General features: G+C 70.1%; 26 protein-coding genes, 1 tRNA gene, 1 pseudogene and 1 riboswitch. Of the genes and pseudogenes, 15 read left to right on the top strand and 13 right to left on the bottom strand.

The genetic code is table 11. The annotated features are described in order from the left end of the window. Positions 1–4 precede the first annotated feature (4 nt). Complete coding sequence (locus tag AC2YHT_RS12435; RefSeq protein WP_487290107.1) at positions 5–1,204, bottom strand: MFS transporter; 1,200 nt, start codon at positions 1,202–1,204, stop codon at positions 5–7. A gap of 199 nt (positions 1,205–1,403) precedes the next feature. Here AC2YHT_RS12435 and AC2YHT_RS12430 point away from each other — a divergent pair, with 199 nt between their 5' ends. Beyond that, entirely contained in the window at positions 1,404–2,405 is a 1,002-nt protein-coding gene (locus AC2YHT_RS12430; RefSeq protein WP_487290106.1) for a LacI family DNA-binding transcriptional regulator, read from the top strand. A gap of 40 nt (positions 2,406–2,445) precedes the next feature. Here AC2YHT_RS12430 and AC2YHT_RS12425 read toward each other — a convergent pair. The 6 genes from AC2YHT_RS12425 to AC2YHT_RS12400 all read right to left on the bottom strand — a co-directional run bounded on the left by AC2YHT_RS12425 (position 2,446) and on the right by AC2YHT_RS12400 (position 6,223). Then, a tRNA-Ser gene (locus AC2YHT_RS12425) sits at positions 2,446–2,535 on the bottom strand. A gap of 159 nt (positions 2,536–2,694) precedes the next feature. Then, complete coding sequence (locus AC2YHT_RS12420; RefSeq protein WP_487290104.1) at positions 2,695–3,114, bottom strand: PaaI family thioesterase; 420 nt, start codon at positions 3,112–3,114, stop codon at positions 2,695–2,697. A gap of 69 nt (positions 3,115–3,183) precedes the next feature. Continuing rightward, entirely contained in the window at positions 3,184–4,002 is an 819-nt protein-coding gene (locus AC2YHT_RS12415; RefSeq protein ID WP_487290102.1) for an MBL fold metallo-hydrolase, read from the bottom strand. A gap of 94 nt (positions 4,003–4,096) precedes the next feature. Then, positions 4,097–4,771, bottom strand: coding sequence for a hypothetical protein (locus AC2YHT_RS12410; RefSeq protein ID WP_487290100.1), 675 nt, complete (start codon positions 4,769–4,771; stop codon positions 4,097–4,099). 81 nt (positions 4,772–4,852) lie between these two features. Beyond that, positions 4,853–5,188 (bottom strand): hypothetical protein, encoded by a 336-nt coding sequence (locus tag AC2YHT_RS12405; RefSeq protein ID WP_487290098.1) that lies wholly within the window; start codon positions 5,186–5,188, stop codon positions 4,853–4,855. A 3-nt stretch (positions 5,189–5,191) separates the two neighbouring features. After that, the gene (locus tag AC2YHT_RS12400) at positions 5,192–6,223 is read right to left on the bottom strand and encodes an RluA family pseudouridine synthase (RefSeq protein WP_487290096.1); all 1,032 of its coding nucleotides are present in this window, start codon (positions 6,221–6,223) and stop codon (positions 5,192–5,194) included. Between the two features lie 95 nt (positions 6,224–6,318). On the opposite strand from AC2YHT_RS12400, the gene AC2YHT_RS12395 reads away from it, so the two are divergent. Further along, a complete protein-coding gene (locus AC2YHT_RS12395) occupies positions 6,319–8,655 on the top strand; it encodes a TonB-dependent receptor (RefSeq protein WP_487290094.1) in 2,337 nt (778 codons plus the stop codon). Positions 8,656–9,616: 961 nt separating this feature from the next. Here the strand turns inward: AC2YHT_RS12395 and AC2YHT_RS12390 are convergent. The 4 genes from AC2YHT_RS12390 to AC2YHT_RS12375 all read right to left on the bottom strand — a co-directional run bounded on the left by AC2YHT_RS12390 (position 9,617) and on the right by AC2YHT_RS12375 (position 13,482). Next, a complete protein-coding gene (locus AC2YHT_RS12390) occupies positions 9,617–10,390 on the bottom strand; it encodes a dienelactone hydrolase family protein (RefSeq protein ID WP_487290092.1) in 774 nt (257 codons plus the stop codon). Positions 10,391–10,524: 134 nt separating this feature from the next. Continuing rightward, a complete protein-coding gene (gene purH / locus AC2YHT_RS12385) occupies positions 10,525–12,117 on the bottom strand; it encodes a bifunctional phosphoribosylaminoimidazolecarboxamide formyltransferase/IMP cyclohydrolase (protein ID WP_487290090.1) in 1,593 nt (530 codons plus the stop codon). Positions 12,118–12,144: 27 nt separating this feature from the next. Continuing rightward, positions 12,145–12,225, bottom strand: a riboswitch (ZMP/ZTP riboswitch). Positions 12,226–12,308: 83 nt separating this feature from the next. Next, positions 12,309–12,569, bottom strand: a complete 261-nt coding sequence (locus tag AC2YHT_RS12380; protein ID WP_487290088.1) for a hypothetical protein — start codon at positions 12,567–12,569, stop codon at positions 12,309–12,311. 16 nt (positions 12,570–12,585) lie between these two features. After that, positions 12,586–13,482: a precorrin-2 dehydrogenase/sirohydrochlorin ferrochelatase family protein gene (locus AC2YHT_RS12375; protein WP_487290086.1), complete on the bottom strand. Its 897-nt coding sequence runs from the start codon at positions 13,480–13,482 to the stop codon at positions 12,586–12,588. A gap of 193 nt (positions 13,483–13,675) precedes the next feature. Between AC2YHT_RS12375 and AC2YHT_RS12370 the strand changes: the two genes are divergently transcribed. The 8 genes and pseudogenes from AC2YHT_RS12370 to AC2YHT_RS12335 all read left to right on the top strand — a co-directional run bounded on the left by AC2YHT_RS12370 (position 13,676) and on the right by AC2YHT_RS12335 (position 18,462). Continuing rightward, complete coding sequence (locus tag AC2YHT_RS12370) at positions 13,676–14,245, top strand: (2Fe-2S)-binding protein (protein WP_487290084.1); 570 nt, start codon at positions 13,676–13,678, stop codon at positions 14,243–14,245. After that, positions 14,242–16,410, top strand: a complete 2,169-nt coding sequence (locus AC2YHT_RS12365) for a xanthine dehydrogenase family protein molybdopterin-binding subunit (RefSeq protein ID WP_487290082.1) — start codon at positions 14,242–14,244, stop codon at positions 16,408–16,410. Before AC2YHT_RS12370 ends, AC2YHT_RS12365 begins: the two co-directional genes overlap by 4 nt. 92 nt (positions 16,411–16,502) lie before the next feature. After that, positions 16,503–16,679 (top strand): annotated as a pseudogene (locus AC2YHT_RS12360) (response regulator transcription factor); the annotation flags it as partial. Positions 16,680–16,806: 127 nt separating this feature from the next. Continuing rightward, positions 16,807–17,082, top strand: coding sequence for a hypothetical protein (locus tag AC2YHT_RS12355; RefSeq protein WP_110120925.1), 276 nt, complete (start codon positions 16,807–16,809; stop codon positions 17,080–17,082). A 14-nt stretch (positions 17,083–17,096) separates the two neighbouring features. After that, positions 17,097–17,225 (top strand): hypothetical protein, encoded by a 129-nt coding sequence (locus AC2YHT_RS12350; RefSeq protein WP_255580246.1) that lies wholly within the window; start codon positions 17,097–17,099, stop codon positions 17,223–17,225. Between the two features lie 92 nt (positions 17,226–17,317). Continuing rightward, positions 17,318–17,671, top strand: a complete 354-nt coding sequence (locus tag AC2YHT_RS12345; RefSeq protein ID WP_487290080.1) for a hypothetical protein — start codon at positions 17,318–17,320, stop codon at positions 17,669–17,671. A 40-nt stretch (positions 17,672–17,711) separates the two neighbouring features. After that, positions 17,712–17,927 carry a hypothetical protein gene (locus AC2YHT_RS12340; protein WP_110120927.1) on the top strand — a complete coding sequence of 72 codons (216 nt, stop codon included), beginning with the start codon at positions 17,712–17,714 and terminating at the stop codon, positions 17,925–17,927. 115 nt (positions 17,928–18,042) lie between these two features. Next, positions 18,043–18,462, top strand: a complete 420-nt coding sequence (locus AC2YHT_RS12335) for a hypothetical protein (protein WP_487290078.1) — start codon at positions 18,043–18,045, stop codon at positions 18,460–18,462. A gap of 6 nt (positions 18,463–18,468) precedes the next feature. Here AC2YHT_RS12335 and AC2YHT_RS12330 read toward each other — a convergent pair whose 3' ends face one another. Next, a complete protein-coding gene (locus AC2YHT_RS12330; RefSeq protein WP_487290077.1) occupies positions 18,469–19,047 on the bottom strand; it encodes a nucleotidyltransferase family protein in 579 nt (192 codons plus the stop codon). A gap of 46 nt (positions 19,048–19,093) precedes the next feature. Here AC2YHT_RS12330 and moaA point away from each other — a divergent pair, with 46 nt between their 5' ends. From moaA to moaC, 5 genes are read left to right on the top strand one after another with little or no spacing between them, the layout of a single operon-like run. After that, positions 19,094–20,104: a GTP 3',8-cyclase MoaA gene (moaA, locus tag AC2YHT_RS12325; RefSeq protein ID WP_487290076.1), complete on the top strand. Its 1,011-nt coding sequence runs from the start codon at positions 19,094–19,096 to the stop codon at positions 20,102–20,104. 3 nt (positions 20,105–20,107) lie between these two features. After that, positions 20,108–20,347 carry a MoaD/ThiS family protein gene (locus tag AC2YHT_RS12320; RefSeq protein WP_487290075.1) on the top strand — a complete coding sequence of 80 codons (240 nt, stop codon included), beginning with the start codon at positions 20,108–20,110 and terminating at the stop codon, positions 20,345–20,347. Then, positions 20,344–20,784: a molybdenum cofactor biosynthesis protein MoaE gene (locus tag AC2YHT_RS12315; RefSeq protein ID WP_487290074.1), complete on the top strand. Its 441-nt coding sequence runs from the start codon at positions 20,344–20,346 to the stop codon at positions 20,782–20,784. Before AC2YHT_RS12320 ends, AC2YHT_RS12315 begins: the two co-directional genes overlap by 4 nt. Before the next feature lie 16 nt (positions 20,785–20,800). After that, positions 20,801–21,352 carry a molybdenum cofactor biosynthesis protein B gene (gene moaB, locus AC2YHT_RS12310; RefSeq protein WP_487290073.1) on the top strand — a complete coding sequence of 184 codons (552 nt, stop codon included), beginning with the start codon at positions 20,801–20,803 and terminating at the stop codon, positions 21,350–21,352. 13 nt (positions 21,353–21,365) lie between these two features. Beyond that, on the top strand, positions 21,366–21,833 hold the full coding sequence (moaC, locus tag AC2YHT_RS12305; RefSeq protein ID WP_487290072.1) for a cyclic pyranopterin monophosphate synthase MoaC: 468 nt from the start codon (positions 21,366–21,368) through the stop codon (positions 21,831–21,833). Positions 21,834–22,002: 169 nt separating this feature from the next. Here the strand turns inward: moaC and AC2YHT_RS12300 are convergent, their stop codons facing one another. Next, positions 22,003–23,007, bottom strand: a complete 1,005-nt coding sequence (locus AC2YHT_RS12300) for an XdhC family protein (RefSeq protein ID WP_487290071.1) — start codon at positions 23,005–23,007, stop codon at positions 22,003–22,005. Positions 23,008–23,034 lie beyond the last annotated feature (27 nt).

Below are 23,034 nucleotides of genomic sequence, written 5' to 3'. Positions count from 1 at the left end.
GTTATCAGGCCGTCGCCGTCGCCTCGGTCTGGCGGCGGTCGTCCCAGACGGCGATGGCCCAGACCACGAAGCCGCCCAGGGCCAGGGCGCAGCCGACCCAGCCGGTCGAGCGCCAGCCGAAACCCGAGGCCACGGCCAGGCCGGCCAGCCAGGGGCCCAGGGCGTTGGCGGTGTTGAAGGCCGAGTGGTTGAGGGCGGCGGCCAGGGTCTGGGCCTCGCCCGCCACGTCCATCAGGCGGGTCTGCAGGGCTGCGCCGAGGCCACCGCCGCAGCCGATCAGGAACACGACCGGGACCAGGGTCCACAGGCTGCCGACGGCCAGCGGGTAGAGGGCCAGCGAGGCGGCGCTCCACAACAGGATGACGCCGACGGCCGGCATCAGGGCGCGGTCGGCGGCCCAGGCGCAGACCAGGGTGCCGGCGGTCATGCCCAGTCCGAACACCATGAGGACGCCAGGCAGGGCGGCCGGCGAGGCGTGGGTGACCTCGATCAGGGTCGAGGCCAGATAGGTGTAGACCGCGAACATGCCGCCAAAGCCGATGGCCCCGATGCCAAGCGTCAGCCAGACGCGGCGGCTGGCCAGGGCCGACAGCTCGCGCAGCGGGCTGGCGTTCTTGGGCGCGGCGTCGCGCGGGGCCAGCAGATAGACCGACAGGGCGGTCAGGGCCGCCAGGGCCGCGACGATGACGAAGCCCCAGCGCCAGCCGATCCACTGGCCGACGGCGTTGGCGAGCGGCACGCCGACGATGGTGGCCACGGTCAGGCCGATCATCACCCGGGCCACGGCCGAGGCCCGCTTGTCGGGCGCGGCCAGCGAGGCGGCGACCAGGGCCGCGACGCCGAAATAGGCGCCGTGCGGCAGGCCGCTGAGGAAGCGGAAGAGGACCATGGTCTCGAAGTTGGGCGACAGGGCCGACAGGCCGTTGCCGACCGCGAACAGCACCATCAGCCCGACCAGCAGGGTCCGGCGGGCGATCTTGGCGGCCAGCACGGCGATGATCGGCGCGCCCACTACGACGCCCAGGGCGTAGGCGCTGATGGCGTGGCCGGCGGTCGGCTCGTCGACGCCCAGGGTGCGGGCGAAGTCGGGCAGCAGGCTCATCGAGGCGAACTCGGTGGTGCCGATGGCGAAGCCGCCCAGCGCCAAGGCCAGTTGCACGAGGGCCGCGGAGGGGGCGCGGCGGTGGGACGGATCGGCGCTCATGGCGGACCTTGCTGGGCGGATGCAGCCAAGCCTTTCACGCACGCGCCTGTCGTCCGCCCGAGCGCTGGCTCGACGGACACGGCGCGCGGTTAGGGCCGCGCTGCGGTTGGATGAATGCGTGCATAGCTATTCACTCGCCAGCCGGCGCGCAACCCTCTAAACAGGCTCGCGTGGGGAAAAGGGTGCGAGGGATCGCCGCATGAGCGGAAACTGGCGACCGCCGTCGTCGATCGACGTGGCCAAGGCGGCGGGGGTGTCGCAGTCGGCGGTGTCGCGCGCCTTCACGCCGGGCGCCAAGATCGCCGAGGCTACGCGCGCCAAGGTGATGGCCGCCGCCGAAGCCCTGGGCTATCGGCCCAACCTCCTGCCCAGGATCTTGCAGACCAACCGCTCGGGCATCGTCGCCGTGGTCGTGGGCGGCTTCTACAATCCCTATTTCGCCATGACCCTGGAGGCCTTCTCCAAGGCCCTGACGGCGGCGGGGCGGCAGATGATGCTGGTGCGGGTCGACAGCGACCGCATCCTCGACGGCGTCGTCGATCAGCTGGCCGGCTATCGGGTGGACGCCGTGGTCTCGGCCCTGGCCCTGACTTCGCAGGAGGCCGCCGACCAGCTGTCGAAGCTGCGCATTCCGATCGTCACCCTGAATTCGGACCTGGCGGGCGACTGGATCCGCTCCGTGTCGTCCGACAACTTCGCCGCCGGCGAGGCCGCCGCGCGGTTGCTGCACGAGCGGGGCGGGCGCCGGTTCGGCTTCGTCGCGGGCCCTGCGGACAGCCCGGCCCAGGTCGCCCGCGAAGCCGGTTTCGCCCATGGCCTCGCGAGCCTTGGCCTGTCGCCGGCCGTGCGGGCGGGCGGCGGCTACGACTACGCCAGCGGGGCGGAGGCGGCGAGGGTCCTGTTTGGCAGTGAGGCGCGGCCCGACGCCCTGTTCTGCGCCAACGACCTGGCGGCCTTCGGCGTGATCGACACCCTGCGCGACGCGTTTGGTCTGAGGGTTCCGGACGACGTGCTGGCGGTCGGCTACGACAATCTCGACATGGCCGGCTGGTCCCCCTACCGCCTCACCTCGTTCGACCAGGACATCGAGGCCCTGGTGGCGATGGCGATGGAGTTGCTGGGCTTGGAGGCGGGGGCGACCTGCGTGGCGCGGGTCGTGCCGGCCCGGTTGGTCGAGCGCGAGAGCACGCGATCAGGCTAGCGCCGTGGGCGCTTTCGCAGGGTCGATTTTCAGGGGGTAATGGCGGAGAGGGTGGGATTCGAACCCACGGTGCCCTTCCAGGCACGCCGCATTTCGAGTGCGGTACATTCGACCACTCTGCCACCTCTCCAGGGGGTCTTCGTGGCTGGCTTGGGGCCGGCCTTGAGTGAGGGCGGGATACCTATCCGCGCCGCCGAAAGAGCGCAAGAGGCTCTGGTGCGCTTTTCTGTCTCAGGGCGCAATTTCCTGCGTCGGGCGGCGGCTTGATCCGCGTCCGGACCGTGGCGGCTCAGGCTTTCGGGTAGAGAACCATCTGGGTGCAGCGGAAAAGGGCGATGGTCTTTCCCGTGCCTTCGGCCGTGACGACGGCGTCCCAGACCTGGGTGTTGCGGCCGCCATGGATCAGTTTGGCCTCGCAGGCCACGCCGCCGTCGCGGGCGGTGCCGAGGAAGTTCGACTTCAACTCGATGGTGGTGAAGCCGGTCGCGCCCTCGGGCAGGGAGACGACGCAGCCGTAGCCGGCGGCGCTGTCGGCCAGGGCGATGACGGCGGCGGCGTGCAGGAAGCCGTTGGGGGCCATGTGATGGCTTTTGACGTCGAAGCGTCCGCGCACCAGGCCTGGCTTGGCCTCCAGCCATTGCAGGCCGAGGTGGTCGGGCAGGCTGCCGGCCTGGACGGCGGTGAGGTTGGCGCTCTGGTCGTCGGCCATGGCGAGGCCTCCTAATGCTTCACGTGCGAAGTATTAGGCGCGCCGAGGGCGATGAAGGCAAGTCCGTTTTTAAAGCGAACTGATATTCCGCAACGGAAAGCGGACCCCGGCCTCGTCGGGATAGGGCAGCTTGCCCGAGCGGACGGCGACGTCGAGGGCGGCGATGGTCAGGGCCGAGGGCGCGGGCTTGTCGCCGGCGCGGCGGGCGACGAACTCGGCTTGCGAGACCGCGTCGCCGGCGTCGGGATTGTCGGCCTTCTGGGCGGCCACGGTCGTCTCGCCCTGGCTCGACAGCAGGCGGGTGTCGTCGGGCAGCGAGAGCAGCTTGCGGGCGTCGGCGAACAGGCCGGCCGCATCGGCGCCGGGGGCGTCGCTGTCGGGCAGGCCGGTGGGCAGAAGAGCGTCGCCGACGAAGACCACGTCGCCGGCCTTGTAGGCCACGGCGCCGGGCAGGCGGCCGGAGAGGGCGATGGGGTGGAACTCGATCCCGCCCATGATCAGCGGCTCGTCGTCCTCGCGGGCCAGCTTGTCGAAGTCCCAGCCTTCCAGGTCGACGCCCTCGGCGCCGAGCGCCGGAACCAGGCGCTGCAGGCTTTCCAGCACGTGGGCGCCGATGGCGACCGAGGCGCCGGTCTCGTATTTCAGGTGGCCGGCGGCCGAGAGGTGTCCGGTGTGGACGCCGGTCTCGAGGATCCAGGTCGGGCCCAGGTCCTTTTCGCGAATGTCGGCGATGATGCCGTCGACGAAGGCGGTCGAGGTCTCGCCGGTGGCCGGGTCGAAATCGAGCACCGGATCGACGATGGCGCACAGCAGAGTGGCCGGATCGGCCACGAGATAGGTCACCCGCCCCGTGGCGGCATGGTGATACGCAGTGATGTCCGGCTGCATGCTTACGCCTGAAGGTCCCCGATTGCTGGGCACCATGACGGCAAGCCGTTAAGCTTCGGCGAACGCCGGAACGGGACTCGTCTGAACCCGAATTTTACGGACGGTCGTCGATGTCGCAGGGGCGCTGGGCGCCGCGCATCTGCGTGGCCCACAGCGGTTCGATGTAGCGGCCGTCGTCGGCGCGGAGACCGCTCGCACAACGTTCGGCGGCCGAACCGCGACCGGTCATGTCCAGCGACAGGGCGATCGACTGGCTCTTGCCGCCGCGACCATAGCCGTAGGGGCCGTAGCCGAGACCGCCATAGCCGTAGCCCCCATAACCGTAGCCGTCGTAGCCATAGCCGCCGCGGCCGTTCTTGCCGTACTCGGTCTGGCTGACGGCGACGCCCAGGGTGCCGTTCTCGCCGACGGGATAGAAGGCGGTGACGCCCATGTGGCGATAGCCGCCGGTGCCGACGCCGACCTCGACGCTGCCGTGGATCTTGCGCTTGGTCGGGCCGTCCTCGTCGGCGCGCGTCAGGTTCAGCGGGCCGCCGCTGTCATCGACCGTCTTGACCGGCGAGGCCTTCAGCCAGGCGTCGATCTGCTCCTGGGTGGTGAGCGGACGGGTCGCGGCCGGCGCGGCCGGCGCCGGGGCGGCTTCGGCCTGGGCTGGGCTCGTCGTCGTCTTGGCGGTGGCCACCACCTCGTCATCGGCGCCGGCGGCGAACACGACGGCGGGCGCGGCCAGAAGCAGCAGGGCGGGAACCAGGCGGGCGGCGAAGGACATGGGACAAATCTCCAGCCCTTTACCGATAAGCGGGCGGTCAAGCCGAATTAGGGCGCGAATATTGCTCCGACGCAAGGCGGTTCAACGCTTTCGGCGGCGCGCCCGGCTGACGCTTTCCGAGGTCCAATACTCGGGTGGGAGCTCGAATTTGCCGCGCTGGTCGAATGCGCGGTCGCCGCGCAGGGCGCCGGCCCGGAAGAGGCGCCAGCCGCGCCAGGCGAGGAAGGCGACCCAGGCCAGGGAAGCCGCCGCGACGATGATCCAGCCGGCGAGGGCCGCGGGTGGAGCCAGGTGCGGTTTCAGGAAGGCCATGGCGAGCACCAGCAGGCAGGCCGGCAGCGGGGCGGCGGTCCTCGGCTTTGCCAGTTCGCGATCCACGAAGCGGCGAAAGCGCGGGTAGGTGCGACCTCGGGCCATCGTCTACAGCGCCTCCAGCCCCGCCTCGACGGCGGCCATGTCGGGCGGCAGGGGCGTTTCGAAGCGCAGGGTCTCGCCGGTGACGGGATGGACGAAGCCGAGCAGGGCCGCATGCAGGGCCTGGCGGGCGAAGGCGGTTTCGGTCAGCACGGCCTTGACTGGGGCCGCCGGGGCGCCGGCGCCGTAGACGGGGTCGCCCAGGCACGGCGAGCCCTTGCTGGCCATGTGCACGCGGATCTGGTGGGTGCGGCCGGTCTCCAGCCGGCAGGACACCCGGGCGGCCAGGGGCTTGGCCCCGTCGCCGCCGAAGGTGCGCTCGACCCGATAGTGGGTGGTCGCCTCGCGGCCGCCGCTCTTCAGAACCGCCATCTTCTTGCGGTCGTGCGGCGAGCGGCCCAGCCGGGTTTCGATCGTGCCGGACGAGGGCTGCGGCGCGCCGCGCACCAGGGCGACGTACATGCGGTCGATGTCGTGGGTCGCGAACAGGGCCGAGAGGCCGCGATGGGCCGCGTCGCTCTTGGCCGCGACCATGACGCCGGAGGTCTCCTTGTCGAGCCGGTGGACGATGCCGGGGCGGGCCACGCCGCCGACGCCCGACAGGCTGTCGCCGCAGTGGGCCAGCAGGGCGTTGACCAGGGTGCCGGTCTCGCTGCCCGGCGCCGGGTGCACGGCCATGCCGGCCGGCTTGTCGACGACGATCAGGTGGGCGTCCTCGTAGAGCACGCTGAGCGCAATGGCCTCGGGCTGCGGGATCGCCGGGGCCGGCGGCGGCTCGACCACCAGGTAGTCGCCGGCCTGGGCCTTGGCCGAACCGCTGGTGACCGGGCGCGGCTCGCCGCCGGCGTCGAGGCGGAAGACCCGGCCCTCGGCCATCAGGGCCTGCAGGCGGGCGCGGGACAGTGCGTCGAACAGCGCCGCCAGGGCCTTGTCCAGCCGCTGGCCGACCAGGTCGCCCGACAGTTCAGCCGTCAGGCGCCGTTCGCCTCCAGCGGGCGCATCCAGCAGGTCTTCGACGTCGTCCTCGGCTTCAGCCACGCTGTTTCACGGCTCCTTCACAACCCCGTCGCGTAAGCGACACCGCCGCTCCCTACGGGCGGGGCCTCGTACAGTTGTTTTGAGGGGAATAGTCCATGCGCGCCATCCGCACCACCACGCTCCGAGGCACGCTCGCCGGCGCGAGCCTGCTGGCCCTGGCGATCGCCAGCCCCGTCCTGGCCGCCCCGGTCGCGGCGGAAGGCGACGCGACCGCCGCGCCGACCCAGGTCGACGAGCTGATCGTCACCGTCCAGAAGCGCGAGCAGAAGGTGCTCGACGTGCCGATGGCCCTGACGGCCTATTCCGGCGAGAAGCTCGACGAGCTGGGCCTGCAGGAGTTCGAGGAACTGGGCCAGTTCGTGCCCGGCTTCGACGTGCAGAACCAGTCGCCCAACAACCCGGGCTTCGTGATGCGCGGCATCACCTCCGACAGCGGCGAGGCCACCAACGAGCCCCGCGTCTCGGTCTACCAGGACGGCGTCTCGATCTCGAAGTCGCGCGGCTCCTACGTCGAGCTCTTCGACCTGGAGCGGGTCGAGATCGCCAAGGGTCCGCAGTCGACCCTCTATGGTCGCGGCGCCCTGATCGGCGCGGTCAACATCATCCAGGCCAAGGCCAAGCCGGACTTCGACGCCAGCCTCAAGGTCGAAGGCGGCGACTACGGGTACTTCATGGCCGAGGGCATGGTGAACGCCCCGATCACCGACGCCCTGGCCGTGCGTCTGTCGACCCGCGTCAAGAAGCGCGACGGCTATGTCGAGAACCTGCTGGGCGGCGAGGATTTCAACTCGACCGACACCGTGGCCGCGCGCCTGGCTGTCAACTACACGCCCAACGACCGCTTCAAGCTGGACGTGCTCTACAACTACCAGCAGGACAATCCGTCAGGCACCTCGTTCAAGTCGTTGACCTACGCCCCGACCGACCCGACCACCGGCAAGGTGATCGGCGACCTGGGTCGTAACTCCGGCGCGGCCCTGTCGACCGTCGATGGCTTCGAGAACGGCCAGCCGCTGGGCCTGGACCGCCGCCTGTGGAGCCTGACGGCCCTGGCCAGCTACAAGCTGAACGACACCCTGACCCTCAACTCGACCTCGGCCTACCGCTACTTCAGCGGCGAGGAAGTGTTCGATCCGGACGGCTTCTCGCTGCCGCTGTTCGTGTTCGCCGAGGACGCGCAGGGCAAGTCGGCCAGCCAGGAGTTCCGCCTCAACTACGACGCCGGCGGCCGCGTCACCGCCTTCGGCGGCGTCAGCATGTTCTGGGAAGACGGCAGCCAGCGCGTGCCGCTGCGGATCAACGAGAAGATCGCCTACCTCTTCCTGACCGGCCAGCTGTCGATCCCCAACGGCCTGTCGACGACCGTGATCAACGCCATCCCGGCCCTGTCGGCGCTGTCGTCGGGCCGCACCGAGGAATACACCAACTACGGCAAGACCAACTCCTACGACGCCTTCGCCGACTTCACCTTCAAGGCCACCGACCGCCTCGAGCTGACCGCCGGCCTGCGCTACACCTACGACGACAAGACCAGCGGCTACGGCGCCTGGATCAGCAGCCCGTCGATCATCGGCGGCAGCACCGCCACCGTCACCCGCGGCCTGATCGTTCAGCCGGTCTCGACCTACTACAAGGACTTCACCGACAGCGGCGTCACCTGGCGCCTGGTGGCCCGCTACGAGCTGGCCGACGACGTCAACGTCTACGGCTCGGTCTCGACCGGCCGCCGTCCCAAGGTGCTGACCGGCGCCAGCCTCAGCGAAGTGCCGGCCGAAGAGGTCACCTCCTACGAGGCCGGGGCCAAGGCCGCCCTGCTGGACCGTCGCCTGACCGTGGACGGGGCGATCTACCGCTACGACTACGAGAACTTCCAGACCAGCGGCGTGACCAGCACCGGCACGGCCATCACCATCAACGCCGGCGAGGCTAAGACCTACGGCTTCGAGGGCCAGGCCAACTTCCAGGCCACGTCCGACCTGCTGGTGTTCGCCACCTACGGCTACAGCCACGCCCGGTTCGGCAACGGCCGGTTCGAGGGCAACCACTTCCGCCTGTCGCCCGACCACTCGTTCTCGCTGGGCGTGAAGGCCTCGCGCGACACCGGGATCGGCAAGTTCACCTTCCTGCCGACCTGGACCTGGCAGTCGGAACAGTTCTTCGACAACAACAACGACATCGCCGCCCTGCAGAGCACGACGGGCGTGATCAAGGACACTGTGCAGGACGAGGTCCAGAAGGCCTTCGGCCTGCTGAACCTGCGCCTGACCTACCAGCCCAAGGACAGCCCGGTGACCTTCGGCGCCTTCGTCACCAACGCGCTGGACCAGGACTACATCAAGGACGCCGGCAACACCGGCGACGCCTTCGGCATCCCCACCTTCATCGCCGGCGAGCCCCGGTTCATGGGGGTTTCGGTGTCGTTCAAGCACTAGGAGCGAGACCCTTCTCCCCTTGCGGGAGAAGGTGTCGCCGAAAGGCGACGGATGAGGGGTCTCTCAGACTTCTGACGCCGCGACAGCTGACAAGCCGTCGCGGCGTTTCTGTACGCGCGACCCCTCACCCGACCTGCTTCGCAGGCCACCCTCTCCCGCAAGGGGAGAGGGAACGGGTTTGCGATCTCACGCGGTGAACCGCTGAGTTGATCGGAGAGGGCGCGGGGCGTCCGGGCCTCGCCCGGAGCTGTGAGTTTGAATACCGTTTCGACGAAGCTGGACGCCCCGCGCGATCGTTGTGCCTCAGGCCGGGGCGCGCGGGCCTCTTCCGCCCTTCACCCCCTTCGGCTTGTGCCTTCCCCGGAACCGGGCTGTAAGCTTCGCTAGCCATCGCGTGCAGACAGAAGGCGCCGGAGCGGACCCTCGGACGGGCGGGAGCCTATTGGGCAGACTCCCGATGGATGGGTTTACGTCCCCCACCCTCATTTAAGCCTGGCCCGGCCCTGCTCTCGCAGCTCCGGCGGCCCCGCTCGATCGCATCGCCGTCGCACGCTTCGGGCCGGATCCTTGCGCCCTCTCCCTGCGACGGGACAGCTCTGATTATGCAGCGGGTTTCAGCGCGTCTGATCCAGAGCGCTGAGAAAGTTGCAAGTGGCTGGATTGGTTGGGGTTTGATCCGAGATCGCCGGGGATTGAGGGCGCTCTATCCCCATTGGCGTCCCTTCTCCCCTTGCGGGAGAAGGTGGCGGCCGAAGGCCGTCGGATGAGGGGTCTCTCAGATGGGAGACGCCCCGCCCGGCCTAACCGCTGCACGCGGCTTTCAGTTCTGAGAGACCCCTCACCCGACCCTGCTCCGCAGGGCCACCCTCTCCCGCAAGGGGAGAGGGACCAGGCGGCTGCGCTTTCGCGGGGATTTTACGGGGGAGGGGGCCGAAAAGGGACTCTCCCTCTCGGCAGGATCTTAAGTGAACAGCCCCGGCTTCGGCGCGACCGCCCGCAGCGCCGAAGCGAAGTAGTCCTGGACCTCCTGGAACAGGTCCGGCCGGTAGATGGCGCGCGGGTCGTTGGCCTTGTCGTCGTCGAAGGCGTGGGTGGCGTCGGGGTAGAGCTTGAGGTCGACCTTGACGCCGTCGGCGCTGAGCCGTTCCAGCGCCTTCTTGGGATAGCGCCAGCCGACCACGCCGTCCTTCTGGCCCAGCACCGACCACACCGGCGGCGCGCCGGGACCCCAGCCCCGGCGGCTGGTCATCGAGGGATAGGCCGCATACGGATAGACCAGCAGCGCGCCCTTCACCTGGCGGCGCAGGGCGACCGCGTCGGCGTCGGCCAGGCCGGTGGCCGACGGGGCCGAGGTTCCGGCGGCGTAGGCGTCCATGATCGTCCAGGCGCCGTGGCTCCAGCCGGCCAGGAACACCTGGTCGGCCCGCGCCCAGCTCTGGGTCTTCAGCCAGGCCAGGGTCCCGAACACGTCGGCCGCGCGCTTGGCCCCATGCAGGGTCATCAGGGTGCAGACGAAGAGCTTGCCGTCGAGCGTGCTCATGCCGCGCGGCGCGAACGAGTCGAGCACGATGGCGGCGTAGCCGGCCTTCACTGCGACCTCGGCATAGGTCTCCAGGAACGGGGTCTTGCCGCCGCAACCGTGCAGGATCAGCGCCACCGGGAAGGGGCCCAGGCCCGCGGGCTTGAACACCCGCGAGCGCGAGACGACCTTGGCTCCCCAGGATGTGCTGTCCATCTAGCTTCCCGTCTTTATCTCCGCGCATCCCCGCGAAGGCGGGGATCCAAGCGGGCTTTCCGGAACCTCAGCTTGGGCCCCCGCCTTCGCGGGGGTAGTCGGATTTGGGGAGCCTTGAAAGCTCCCCAAAGACCCTAGTGGCGGAACACTCGCACGCCGGTGAAGGCCATAGTGAGGCCAAGCTTGTCGGCGGCCTCGATGACCTCGGGGTCGCGCATCGAGCCGCCCGGCTGGATGATCGCCGTGGCGCCGGCTTCGGCCGCCTGGATCAGACCGTCGGCGAACGGGAAGAAGGCTTCCGAGGCGCAGGCGCAGCCACTGAGGTCCAAGCCAAAATCAGCTGCCCGAAGGGCAGCGATGCGGGCGCTGTCCTTGCGGTTCATCTGGCCGGCGCCGACGCCCAGGGTCTGGCCGGCGCGGGCGTAGACGATGGCGTTGGACTTGACGTGCTTGCCGATCTGGAAGGCGAACAGCATGTCGCGGATCTCTTCCTCGGTCGGCTGGCGCTTGGTGACGATCTTCAGGTCGCCGGCCTTGATCCGCGCGTCGTCGCGGGATTGCACGAGGAAGCCGCCGGCCACGCTCTTGAAGGTGTCGCCGGTCGACAGCGGATCCGGCAGGCCGCCGGTGACCAGCAGGCGCAGGTTCTTCTTGGCGGCGAAGACGGCGATCGCGTCGTCGTCGGCTTCGGGCGCGATCACCACCTCGGTGAAGATCTCGACCATGGCCTCGGCCGCCTCGCGGGTCAGACGGGTGTTGACAGCGACGATGCCGCCGAAGGCCGAGGTGGGGTCGCAGGCCAGGGCCCGCTCATAGGCCTCGCGCTGGGTCGCGCCCAGGGCCACGCCGCAGGGGTTGGCGTGCTTGATGATGGCGACGGCCGGGCCGGCGGCGGGATCGAACTCGGCGATCAGCTCGAAGGCCGCGTCGGTGTCGTTGATGTTGTTGTAGCTGAGTTCCTTGCCCTGTAGCTGCTTGGCCGTGGCCACGCCGGTGCGGGGATTGGGGAAGGTGTAGAAGGCCGCCTTCTGGTGCGGGTTCTCGCCATAGCGCATCGTCTGGCGCAGCTCGCCGGCGATCGCCTTGCGGGCCGGGAAGTCCTGGCCCAGCTGGCCGGCGAACCAAGCCGAGATGGCCGCGTCATAAGCCGCCGTCCGGGCGTAGGCGCGGGCCGCCAGGGTCTTGCGCAGCGAGAGGGTCGTGCCGCCGTCGGCCTTCAGGGCTTCGAGCACTTCGGCCAGGTCGGCCGGGTCGGTGCAGACCGAGACATAGCCGTGGTTCTTGGCCGCCGAGCGGATCATGGCCGGGCCGCCGATGTCGATGTTCTCGACGCACTCTTCGTAGGCGCCGCCCTTCGCGACGGTGGCCTCGAACGGATAGAGGTTTACATAGAGGATATCGATGCCGCCGATGCCGTGGTCGGCCATGGCCTTCGCGTGCTCGGGAGCGTCGCGCACGCCCAGCAGGCCGCCGTGGACGATGGGGTGCAGGGTCTTGACCCGGCCGTCCATCATCTCGGGGAAGCCGGTCAGGTCCGACACGTCCTTCACCGGCAGGCCGGCCGCGGCGATGGCCGCCTTGGTGCCGCCGGTCGAGACCAGCTCGACGCCCGCCTCGTGCAGGACCTTGGCCGCTTCGACCAGGCCGGTCTTGTCGGAGACCGACAGCAGGGCGCGCTTGGGGGCGACGAGATCGGGGGCGGACGGATAGTCGGGGGCGGCGGGCACGGGGGACTCCGGGTCTGGTTGCGGTCAGAAAGGAGCCCAGGCGCGCGGCATATGCGTCTCGAGCTCCCCGGTGGTCACCCACCTTCAACGCCAGTCACTCGAACGGCGCGGAACATACGGAGGGGGGGCGGGGAGTCAATGCGGCGTCGAAGCCCCGTTCAGACGTTTTCGAGCGGTAGGGGCGCGCCGGCTCAATCCTCGAATTCGAAGGCCAGCGAACTCGCGATTGGAATATCGGGGATCGAGAGTCCTTTGAGGAGGAAGATCGGACTTTCGACAGGCTCCTCCCCGCGTTTGAGCATCCATTCAAGTGAGGCCTCCGCACGCACAACGCGGCCGTCGGGGCATGTGATGACGGCGATCAGGCGTCCCTGCGCGGGTAGGCCGGCGGGAAGTTGCGGAACCACGACGAGCCCGCGTCCCGCTATCTCGAAAGTCTCGACGATCCGCACGGGCGCCGCCCCCTTGTCAGCCCGCCGGCGCCGTCAGCAGCACCTCGACCGCCACGCCGGCCGCCGCCAGCGCCTGGATGTCCGCCGCCTCGACCGGCGCCGCGACCAGCCGCACGACCTGGCGGCCGCTGCGGGCCAGTTCGATCAGCTGTTCAGGCGTCGCCTCGGCGGCCGACAGGCGGTGAGCGTCGCGGCGGGCCATGGTGACGACCTCGGGGTCGGCGGCCTCGTCGATAACCAGCACATCGGCGGCCGACAGGGCCCGCACCGCGCGCAGGGTCAGCAGGTCGGCCGGGCCCTTGCCGGCCACGAAGCGGACCTTGCCCTCTTTCTTGACGCTCTTGGCCAGGGCGTCGCGGAACAGGGCGCCGGCCTTTTCCATGTCGCCGGTCATGGCCGCCTGGGCGGCCTCGCCCGACAGCGCCTCGCGCAGGAAGGCGCGGCGTTCGTGCAGGGTGGGCAGGGCGCCGCGCACCTCGCTCTGGAAGTTGCGCATCAGGGCCGCGACCCGGCCGGCGCCCTCGGGCACCTGGGCCTCGATGTCGGAGCGCAGCATGGTGGCCAGCACGGGGGCCGCGCCGCCGGTGCCGACGGCGGCCACCACCTCGCCGCGGTCGATGACGGCGGGGGTGTTGAAGTCGCACATGTCGGGCTTGTCGACGACGTTGACCAGCACCCCGGCGGCGCGGGCGGCGCGGGCGGCGGCCTGGGCGAACACCTCGTCGGCGCTGGAGATGAAGGCCAGCACCGCGCCCGTATAGGAGCCGGGCAGGAAGGCCGCGTGGCCGTCCAGCCGCACCAGGGTGGCGGGCGAGCCGTCGAACAGCCGGGCCTTGGCCTCGGCGCCTTCGCCGGTTCCGGCGATCACCACCTTGCGGCCGGCGAGGGGGAAATAGGCGGGGAAGGAGTCCAAGGCAGCGCGTCCTCGTAAAGGCGTCGTGCGTTCAAGCTAGGGCGCGTCGGCCAAGAACGTGAGGCCTTTCGCGCAACAGGCGTGGCGGAACCGGCTTTCCGAGCATCCTTGGGGCGATCTTGGCGGCGTTAAATTTCACTGGCGGAGCCTCGGGAGAACGGTGTTAGCTGCCCCAAGGGCAGGAGGCAGACGCATGGCGGCGAGCTTGGACGTCAACGGCAAGACGATGTCGGTCGAGGCCGATCCCGATACGCCGCTGCTGTGGGTGCTGCGCGACGAGCTGGGCCTGACGGGCACGAAGTTCGGCTGCGGCCTGGCCCAGTGCGGGGCCTGCACGGTGCATGTGAACGGCGATCCGGTGCGCTCGTGCGTCACCCCGATCGCCGCGCTGTCGGGCGCCAAGATCACCACCATCGAGGGCCTGGGCGGGGCGCATCCGCTGCAGCAGGCCTGGGTGAAGCTGGACGTGCCGCAGTGCGGCTACTGCCAGTCGGGCCAGATCATGTCGGCCGCCGCCCTGCTTGAAGCGAATAAGAAGCCGACCGACGACGACATCGACGCGGCCATGGGCGGCAACATCTGTCGCTGCGGCGCCTATCAGCGGATCCGGGCGGCGATCAAGCAGGCCGCGACGGGCCAGGCGATCCCGGTGGTCGCCGCGCCGGCGGTCGTCGCCGAACCGGCCAAGGAGGCCGACATCGACGAGGCGATCTCGGCCGCCTCGGGCGCGACGTCGCGGATCCAGCGCGGAGAAGTGCGATGAACGCGCCCGTGAAATCCGAAGGGTTCAGCCGCCGCGAGGTGGTGGTCGGCGCGGCGGTGGTCGGCGGCGCCCTGGTGGTCGGCTGCTCGCCGGCCGACCTGATGAGCGCCGGCTCGAAGGTCGAGGTCGGGGCGTTCGGCCCGTTCATCCGCTTCGAGCCGGACGGCTTCGTCACCGTGATCTCCAAGCACGTTGAGTTCGGCCAGGGCAGCCATGCGGGCCTGGCGGCGATCGTCGCTGAGGAACTAGACGCCGACTGGGCCAAGGTGCGGGTCGAGCAGTCGCCCGCCAACGCCAAGCTCTACGGCAACGGCGCCCTGGGCGCGCAACTGACCGGTGGCAGCTCGGCGATCTCCAACAGCTGGGAGCAACTGCGCAAGGCCGGCGCCGGGGCGCGGGCGATGTTCGTCGAGGCCGCCGCCAACCGCTGGAACGTCCCGGCCGGCGAGATCGTGGTCAAGGACGGGGTGCTGACCCACGCCTCGGGCAAGAGCGCCGCCTTCGCCGACCTGTCGGCCGACGCCGCCAAGGTGACGCCGCCGCAGAACCCGCCGCTGAAGGACCCCAAGACCTTCACCCTGATCGGCACCGATCGGGTCCGCCGCAAGGACGCGCAGGCCAAGGTCGACGGCACGGCCCGCTACACCCAGGACGTCCACCTGCCCGACATGCTGACGGTGATGGTCGCCCATCCGCCGCGCTTCGGGGCCAAGGTCGAGAGCTTCGACGCCGACGCCGCCAAGAAGGTGGCGGGCGTGGTCGATGTCTACGAGATCCCGACGGGCGTGGCGGTGGTGGCCAAGTCCACCTGGGCCGCGCGGCTGGGGCGCGAGGCGCTGGTCGTGCGCTGGGACGAGGGCAAGGCCGAGAAGCGCGGCTCGAAAGAGATCACGGCGGCGTTCCGGGATCTCGCCACCGGCAAGGGTCCGGCCGAGCAGAAGTGGGAGTCGTTCGGAGCCAAGGGTGACGCGGCCCAGGCCGCCGGTGGTGGCGACGCCTTCGAGGCGGTCTACGAGTTTCCCTACCTCGCCCACGCCACCATGGAGCCGATGAACTGCGTGGCGATCGTCGAGGGCAATTCGGTCAAGCTGGTGCACGGCTCGCAGGGCCAGACCCTCGACCAGCTGAACGCCGCCAAGATCGTCGGTACCCTGCCCGGCTCTGTCGAGGTCGAGACCCTGTTCGCCGGCGGCTCGTTCGGGCGGCGGGCGACCTTCAATTCCGACTACGTGGCCGAGTGCGTGCACGTCGCGAAAAAGGTCGGCGGCGGCAAGCCGGTGAAGCTGGTCTGGACCCGGGAGGACGACATGAAGGCCGGCTACTACCGGCCGCTGGTGGTCCACGCCGTGCGGGTCACGCTGGACAAGGACGGCCTGCCGGCGACCTGGCGTCACCGCATCGTCAGCCAGTCGATCATGAAGGACTCGCCGATGCCTTCGAAGGGCGTCGACCAGACCGCCGTCGAGGGGGCGTCGGATTCGCCCTATCTGAAGGCCACGCCCGTCGTCGACGCCCAGGTGGCGTTCCCCGAGGTCGGCGTGCCGGTGCTGTGGTGGCGCTCGGTGGGGGCGACCCACACCGCCTTCGTCATGGAGCACACCATCGACCAGCTGGCCCGCAAGGCCGGCAAGGATCCGGTCGAGTATCGCCGCGCGCTCTACGCCAAGGCCGGCGCCAACCGGCACCTGGCGGCCCTGAATCTCGCCCTGGAGAAGGCCGGCCCGAAGGCGTCGGCTGGGTGGACGCGCGGGGTGGCGGTGCACGAGAGCTTCGGCTCGGTCGTGGCCCAGGTCGCCGAGGTCAAGCTGGTGGACGGCGAACCGCGCGTCGGCCGGGTGGTCACCGCCATCGACTGCGGCGTGGCCGTCTCGCCCGACCAGATCGCCGCCCAGATGGAGGGCGGGACCTGCTACGGGCTTTCGGCGGCGCTCTTCGGCCAGGTGACCCTGACCGAGGGGGTGGTCGACCAGAGCAACTTCGACACCTATCGCGTGCTGCGCTTCGCCGAGGCGCCCAGCGTGGAGACCCACATCGTGCCGTCGGCCGCGCCTCCAAGCGGGGTGGGCGAGCCGGGAACGCCGGTGATCGGTCCGGCGACGGCCAACGCCCTGCTGGCGCTGTTGGGCCAGCCGACCGTCAGCCTGCCGTTCGTCCGAAGCGCCTGACCGGGCGAACTGTCTGATTGTTAACTCTGACGCGTCCGAAATTGACGCCTCACCGGCTGGACGGGAGGCTGTGCTGGGACCATGTTAGCGCCATGGTCGAGCCTGCCGACAGCCTTGGTTTCGAGAAGCTCACGCCTCGTGAGCGCGAGATCCTGCGCCTGATCGCCCAGCACCAGCGCTCGAAGGAAATCGCGCGCCTGCTCAGCCTGTCGCCCAAGACCGTCGAGATGCACGTGCTCAGCGCGCGCCGGCGCCTGGCCGGCATGCCGCGCCGCGACGCCGCCCTGGCCTTCGTGGCGTGGGAACAGCACCCCGGTAATGACTACCGTAGGCAATCGCCGGGCCTAGCCGACGAACCTGAGCCGGTCTCTCCTGACGACAGCAGCGGGAGCGGCCATGAACGACAACACACCCAAGACCAAGACTGGCTCGCCCCCGGGATCGGCCTTCTTCATCGCGAGCTGGAAGTCTCTCGAGGAAGGCCTGACCCTGATGGCGGCCACCCCCGAGCGGGAGCGCCTGGTGCCGGAAACGGTGTCGGCTCTGCGCAAGGCCCAGGCGGCCGGCGATCCTCCTTCGAAGCTGTTGCTGCGAGTTCTCGCGGCCACGGCCTTCCTGTCGGACGACAGTCCGATCAGGTCCGAACGCGGGGAGGTTGGCGCCATGACCTGAGCCCAGCCCAATGGATGGGCCTGATCCTGGTTTCAGCCCTGGCGGCCGGCGTGCTGCTCAGCGTGGTGACCATGGGAGCCCATGAATTCCTCTTCGCCCTCCAGCGGTTCCGCGAGGGCTGGAGCGCCCCGCCGACGAACTGATCGTCGGTCTCGGGTCAGCCAAAAAACCGAATTTCCAACAATCCAAGCCTTTGAACGTGCGGGGGGCGCCCGCGCGAGTGGGAGAGTCTTGCATGAAGCGCAGCGACGCAGCCCGTGCCGGGGCCGAAAAACTGAAACAAGCCGAAGCCGCGATCGACGCGGCCGTGCGTGAAACCGCCGAGCTGATGGGCCTGCTGCCCACGCTGCGGATGGACGCGCAGCTGTCGGCCGTGATCGGCCAGGAAGCCCTGGAGACCCTGGGCGTCACCCTGACCCACATCCTGTCGGCCCGCCGCACCATCGTGAAGGCGCACGGCGATCTGGCGGAAGTCCGCTCGCAGATCGGCTGCGGCGCCCTGGCGCTGGGCGACCTGGGCAAGGTCGAGGGCGGCGACACGCCGCGCACCTCGGGCCTGCGCGCCGTCGACGGCGGTCGGGCCGCCTGATCGTCTCCGGTATGCGCGAAGTTCTAATGGAGGGCGCGGCATGAGCGCGGTCCTGGCGATTATGGATCCGGCCATCGAAGAGGCCGCCGAGTTCGGGCGGTGCATTCGGTCCCTGTGTCCGACCCAGCAGCGTGTGCTGACGGTGCTGCTGCGGCGGCTCGTCGATATGGAAGCGGCGGACGACGCCGATGGCGCGGTGCGCGTCGTCGATGAGATCCGCCGGATTCTCTGCGACGGCGAGAAGACGCGGCACTAGAGTTCCGTCCGCCTAGCGGGCGGTCGCCGATATCCAAGGCGTAAAGCTCCGGCTCGGATCGCACTTGATCCGAGCCGGACTTGCGTCAACCTGGAGCGGTGAAGGGGGGCGTACAGTGTCGGCTTATCTCTATCTTTTCCTGACCCTGGTGATCTGCGGCCTGGCCTTCTGGCGGGGCGGGTCGTCGGAGAAGCGGATCGCGGTCACCCTGCTGGCCGGCTGGGCCGCCTCGCTGGTCATGTTCCGCCACAACCGCATCAATCCCGACGTCGGGGTGATGATCGTCGACGCCGTGGCGGCGCTGATCTTCATCTGGGAGTCGATCCGCTCGCGCCTGCTGTGGACCGTGGCGATCTCGGCGTTCCAGCTGGTCGCCCTGGCCTCGCACGTGGCGGTGCTGATCGACCTGCGGGTGACCATAAACACCTACATGATGAGCCTGGCGGTCTGGAGCTACGCCATCCTGCTGACCCTGGCGCTCGGCGTCTGGCTGCACTGGCGCGAGATGCGGCGGTACGAGGCGATGGAGGGTTAGGCGGGCCTACCGCTCCAGGTCTTCGCGCCGGTCGACGTCGAACAGCACGCCGGGGTCGTCGGTCTCGACCAGGGCGATGGCGTCGCCGGCCTTGGTCAGCACGCCCTGCGCGCCGCGATCGCCGGCCAGGGCGGCGAGATCCTGAAACCAGCGGCGGGCGAACAGCACCGGGTGGCCGCGACGGCCGGCGTGGACGGGAGCGGCGATGCCAGGGCCGGCGCTCAGGGCCTGGACCAGGTCGGCCGCCAGGTCGTGGGGCACGCGCGGCATGTCGCCCAGCAGCACCAGCGCCGCCTCGGCGTCGGCCGGCAGGGCCAGGATCGCCGTGCGCAGCGAGGCCCCGAGCCCCTCGTCAGCTTCGGGCGCGGCCAAGGGTCGCAGGCGGGGCTCGGCCCGGGCCTCGACCAGGGCCAGGGCGGCCGTATCGCCGGGACGCAGCACGACCGTGACCCCGCGCGCCGGCGCGGCCAGGGCCGTATCCAGCGCGTGATCCAGCAGCGGCCGGCCGCGATAATCGGCCAGCAGCTTGCCGCCGCCGAACCGCGAGGCCGCCCCCGCCGCCAGCACGATCGCCTCCAGCCGCATCAGTTCCCTTTCCGCCAGGCTCCGAGACGCCTATTCTATCGCGGATATGACGTCCCCTGACGACACCCCCCGCCTGATCGACGGCTTTGGCCGGGCGGTGAGCTATCTGCGCGTGTCGGTGACCGACCGCTGCGACCTGCGCTGCGTCTATTGCATGGCCGAGCACATGACCTTCCTGCCCAAGGCGGAGGTGCTGACGCTCGAGGAACTGGACCGTCTGGCCTCGACCTTCGTCGGCCTGGGCGTGCGAAAGCTGCGGCTGACCGGCGGCGAGCCGCTGGTGCGCAAGGGGATCATGGAGCTGGTCGAAAGCCTGTCGCGCCACCTGAAGACCGGCGCGCTGGACGAACTGACCCTGACCACCAACGGCACCCAGCTGGCCCAGTACGCCGAGCGTCTGGCGGCGGCGGGGGTGAAGCGGATCAACGTCTCGCTCGACACGCTCAAGCCGGATCTCTTCCGCCGGCTGACGCGCGGCGGCGACGTGGCCAAGGTGATCGGCGGGATCGACGCGGCCCTGGCGGCCGGCCTCCAGGTCAAGATCAACGCGGTGGCGCTGAAGCGCGACAACGCCGCCGAACTGCCGGCCCTGATCCAGTGGGCGCACGATCGCGGCTGCGACATGACGCTGATCGAGACTATGCCCCTGGGCGAGATCGACGAGGACCGCACCGACCAGTTCCTGTCGCTCAGGGATGTCCGGCGCGAGCTGTCGTCCTACTGGACCCTGACCGACCAGGCCTATGCGACCGGCGGTCCGGCCCGCTACGCCAAGGTCGAGGAGACCGGCGGGCGGCTGGGCTTCATCACCCCGCTGAGCCACAATTTCTGCGACACCTGCAATCGGGTGCGCCTGACCTGCACGGGCACCCTGCACACCTGCCTTGGCCGCGACGACGCCAGCGACCTGCGGGCCGTGCTGCGCGGCGGGGCCACCGACGGTGAACTGGTCGCGGCGATCCACGCGGCGATCGGGTCCAAGCCCAAGGGCCACGACTTCCAGGTCGACGCGCCACGGCCGGCCGTGGCCCGCCACATGTCGACGACCGGAGGCTAGGCCATGGCCCGCGTGCTGCTGTTCGGGCGCCTGGCCGACCAGGCCGGCTGGCGCGAGCGCGAGGTCGCGGCGGAAAGCCTTTCCGCCCTGCGCGCTTCCATCGCCAATGACGACGCGGGTCTCGCCGAGGCCCTGGCCGGTCCCGGCGTGCAGGTGGCGGTCGACAAGGCGCTGGTGCGGGGCGAGGCGGCTCTGATCGGCTCGACCGAGGTCGCCTTCCTGCCGCCGATGAGCGGCGGATGATCACCCTGACCGAGGCGCCGTTCGAGCCCGGGGCGCTGCTGACCGACTTCTGCAAGGGTCGCGACGAGACAGGCGCGGTGGCCAGCTTCGTCGGTCTGGCTCGCGCCGAGGGCGGGAATGCGTCGATCCTGGAGCTGGAGGCCTATCCGGGCTTCACCGAAAACGCGATCGCGGCGTTCGCGGTCGAGGCGGCCGGACGGTTCGGCTTGCAGGACTGGCGGATCGTCCATCGGGTGGGCCGGATCGCGCCGGGCGAGGCGGTGGTGTTCGTGGCGACGGCGTCGAAACACCGCCGGGCCGCCTTCGAGGCGTGCGACTTCCTGATGGACTGGCTCAAGAGCCGGGCGCCGTTCTGGAAGAAGGAGCACGGTCCGGACGGCGCCCGCTGGATCGAGCCGACGGCGCAGGATAGGACCGACGCCGAGCGTTGGGATTAGAGCGGGAGCTTTCAGAATGTCGGCAGGCCTCACCCCGGGCGGCGGGATCAAGCCGGAGCTGCCGTTCAAGCCGGTGCGGGTGGCGATCCTCACCGTCTCCGACACCCGCGACGAAAGCACCGACACCTCGGGCGACATCCTGATCGAGCGGGTCAAGGCCGCCGGCCACGACTTCGCCGGCCGGGCGGTGGTGCGCGACGACATCGAGAAGATCCGCGCCACCGTGCGGGGCTGGATCGCGAGCGGAGAGGTCGATGCGGTGGTCTCCACCGGCGGCACGGGCCTGACCGGCCGCGACGTGACCGTCGAGGCGCTGCAGCCGCTGTTCGACAAGGTCATCGACGGGTTCGCGGTGGTTTTCCACCTGGTGTCCTACGCCACGGTGGGGCTCTCGACCCTGCAGTCGCGGGCCACGGCCGGGCTGATCGACGGGGTGTTCGTGTTCTGCCTGCCCGGCTCGAACGGGGCGGTGAAGGACGGCTGGGACAAGGTCATCGGCCCGCAGCTCGACAGCCGCCACAAGCCCTGCAACATGGTCGAGCTGATGCCCCGGCTTCTGGAACGATAGGGCGCCTCGCAAAGTGAGCAAGCTGACCCACATCGACGACCAGGGCCGGGCCCGCATGGTCGACGTCTCCGACAAGGCCTCGACGGTGCGCGAGGCGGTGGCGGAGGGCTTCGTGCGGATGAGCGCCGAGACCCTGGCGCTGGCCGTGTCGGGAACCGGCCGCAAGGGCGACGTCCGCGCCGTGGCCGAACTGGCCGGGGTGATGGCCGCCAAGAAGACGTCCGATCTGATCCCCCTGTGCCACCCGCTGGCGCTTTCGAAGGTGGTGGTCGAGGTCGAGCCGGGCGAGGGCGGGCTTGCCGTCACCGCTCGCGTCAAGACCACCGGTCCGACCGGGGTCGAGATGGAGGCCCTGACCGCCGTGTCGGTGGCCTGCCTGACGATCTACGACATGCTCAAGGCCGCCGAGAAGGGCATGGTCATCGAGGCCGTGCGGCTGGTCGAGAAGACGGGGGGGAAGTCGGGGGATTGGAAGGCCTGATCCTTCTCCCGGACTCCAAAGTTCGTCATCCCGGCCGAAGCGAAGCGTAGAGCCGGGACCCAGGAGACTGGGCTCGGTGGTGAGGCTGGCGCCTTCGCGGCGGTCAGCGCTTCGTCGCTCGCCCCTGGGTCCCGGCTCTCCGCGCTGCGCGCTCCGGCCGGGATGACGGCTATATTGAAAGCGTTTCGGCGTGCGCCCTTCTCTCCAGCGCCGGCTGTCCATGGCGCGCCGCGATGATCTCGCCGATGACCGCGATCGCCACCTCGAACGGGGCCTTGCCGCCGAGATCCAGGCCAATGGGCGCGCGCAGCTTGGCCAGATCCCGCTCGGTCAAACCCTCCGCACGCAACGCCGCGATCCGTTCGGCCAGCCGCCGCCGGGCGCCCAGCAGGCCGACATAGGAGGCGGGCGAGGGCAGGGCGGCCAGCAGGGCCTCGTGGTCCAGGACCAGGTCGTGGCCGCACACCGCCACCGCCGTCCAGGGATCCAGGCCGATCGCGGCCAGGGCCTCGCCCGGCGCGGCGCGGCTGTAGGCGACGCCGGCCAGGGGCGGCGGCTCTAGCGGTCCCTTGGGGCGGACCAGCGTCGTCTCGAACCCGGCCTGGGCGCCGAGGCTCGCCAGGGCCAGGGCGGTCGGGTCGCCGCCGATCACCACCAGGCGTGGAACGGGATCGAACCCCCGGCCGAAGGCGCTGGGCCAAGGGGCCGGCGCGGCCTCTTTTGTCGCGCAGAGGCGCCGGACGCCGTCGCTGACCCAGACCGCCGGCCGCCTTTCGGTTGCATGAGTCAAAAGGTCGCGCGCGGCCGCGTCGTCAATGTCTAGGCGCTCGACAAGGATTTCGATGCGCGCCCCGCACAGCAGGCGGATGTCCGGCCAGGGGCTGCCCTCGCCATAGACCAGGCGCCGGGGCGCGCCGGTTTCCAGCACCGCGCGGGCGTGGATCTCGACGTCGCCCTCGATGCAGCCGCCCGACAGGAAGCCGCTCGCAAAACCTTGCGCGAAAAGCATCTGCGTGCCGACCGGGCGCGGCCCGCCGCCTTCCAGGGCGATGATGGTGGCCAGGACCGCCGGCCCTTCCGCCAGGGCCTTTTCCAGGGCCGGCCGGATGTCGTCGGCCAGGCCGTGCATGGGCCATTCGGAGCCGGAAAGGACGGCGGGATCGGTAAGGTCCATCGGCCCGATCTTAACCCCTCGGCAAGT

The sequence above is a fragment of the Caulobacter sp. SRI_008 genome, assembly GCF_057586355.1.
The sequence above is the reverse complement of the archived record's forward strand: the minus strand, read 5'-3'. Positions and strand labels throughout refer to the sequence as shown.

Coding starts and splice junctions, on each gene's coding strand:
- AC2YHT_RS12435 (WP_487290107.1), bottom strand. CDS start 1,204: ATGAGCGCCGATCCGTCCCACCGCCGCGCCCCCTCCGCGGCCCTCGTG.
- AC2YHT_RS12430 (WP_487290106.1), top strand. CDS start 1,404: ATGAGCGGAAACTGGCGACCGCCGTCGTCGATCGACGTGGCCAAGGCG.
- AC2YHT_RS12420 (WP_487290104.1), bottom strand. CDS start 3,114: ATGGCCGACGACCAGAGCGCCAACCTCACCGCCGTCCAGGCCGGCAGC.
- AC2YHT_RS12415 (WP_487290102.1), bottom strand. CDS start 4,002: ATGCAGCCGGACATCACTGCGTATCACCATGCCGCCACGGGGCGGGTG.
- AC2YHT_RS12410 (WP_487290100.1), bottom strand. CDS start 4,771: ATGTCCTTCGCCGCCCGCCTGGTTCCCGCCCTGCTGCTTCTGGCCGCG.
- AC2YHT_RS12405 (WP_487290098.1), bottom strand. CDS start 5,188: ATGGCCCGAGGTCGCACCTACCCGCGCTTTCGCCGCTTCGTGGATCGC.
- AC2YHT_RS12395 (WP_487290094.1), top strand. CDS start 6,319: ATGCGCGCCATCCGCACCACCACGCTCCGAGGCACGCTCGCCGGCGCG.
- AC2YHT_RS12390 (WP_487290092.1), bottom strand. CDS start 10,390: ATGGACAGCACATCCTGGGGAGCCAAGGTCGTCTCGCGCTCGCGGGTG.
- AC2YHT_RS12370 (WP_487290084.1), top strand. CDS start 13,676: ATGGCGGCGAGCTTGGACGTCAACGGCAAGACGATGTCGGTCGAGGCC.
- AC2YHT_RS12365 (WP_487290082.1), top strand. CDS start 14,242: ATGAACGCGCCCGTGAAATCCGAAGGGTTCAGCCGCCGCGAGGTGGTG.
- AC2YHT_RS12355 (WP_110120925.1), top strand. CDS start 16,807: ATGAACGACAACACACCCAAGACCAAGACTGGCTCGCCCCCGGGATCG.
- AC2YHT_RS12350 (WP_255580246.1), top strand. CDS start 17,097: ATGGGCCTGATCCTGGTTTCAGCCCTGGCGGCCGGCGTGCTGCTCAGC.
- AC2YHT_RS12345 (WP_487290080.1), top strand. CDS start 17,318: ATGAAGCGCAGCGACGCAGCCCGTGCCGGGGCCGAAAAACTGAAACAA.
- AC2YHT_RS12340 (WP_110120927.1), top strand. CDS start 17,712: ATGAGCGCGGTCCTGGCGATTATGGATCCGGCCATCGAAGAGGCCGCC.
- AC2YHT_RS12330 (WP_487290077.1), bottom strand. CDS start 19,047: ATGCGGCTGGAGGCGATCGTGCTGGCGGCGGGGGCGGCCTCGCGGTTC.
- moaA (WP_487290076.1), top strand. CDS start 19,094: ATGACGTCCCCTGACGACACCCCCCGCCTGATCGACGGCTTTGGCCGG.
- AC2YHT_RS12320 (WP_487290075.1), top strand. CDS start 20,108: ATGGCCCGCGTGCTGCTGTTCGGGCGCCTGGCCGACCAGGCCGGCTGG.
- AC2YHT_RS12315 (WP_487290074.1), top strand. CDS start 20,344: ATGATCACCCTGACCGAGGCGCCGTTCGAGCCCGGGGCGCTGCTGACC.
- moaB (WP_487290073.1), top strand. CDS start 20,801: ATGTCGGCAGGCCTCACCCCGGGCGGCGGGATCAAGCCGGAGCTGCCG.
- AC2YHT_RS12300 (WP_487290071.1), bottom strand. CDS start 23,007: ATGGACCTTACCGATCCCGCCGTCCTTTCCGGCTCCGAATGGCCCATG.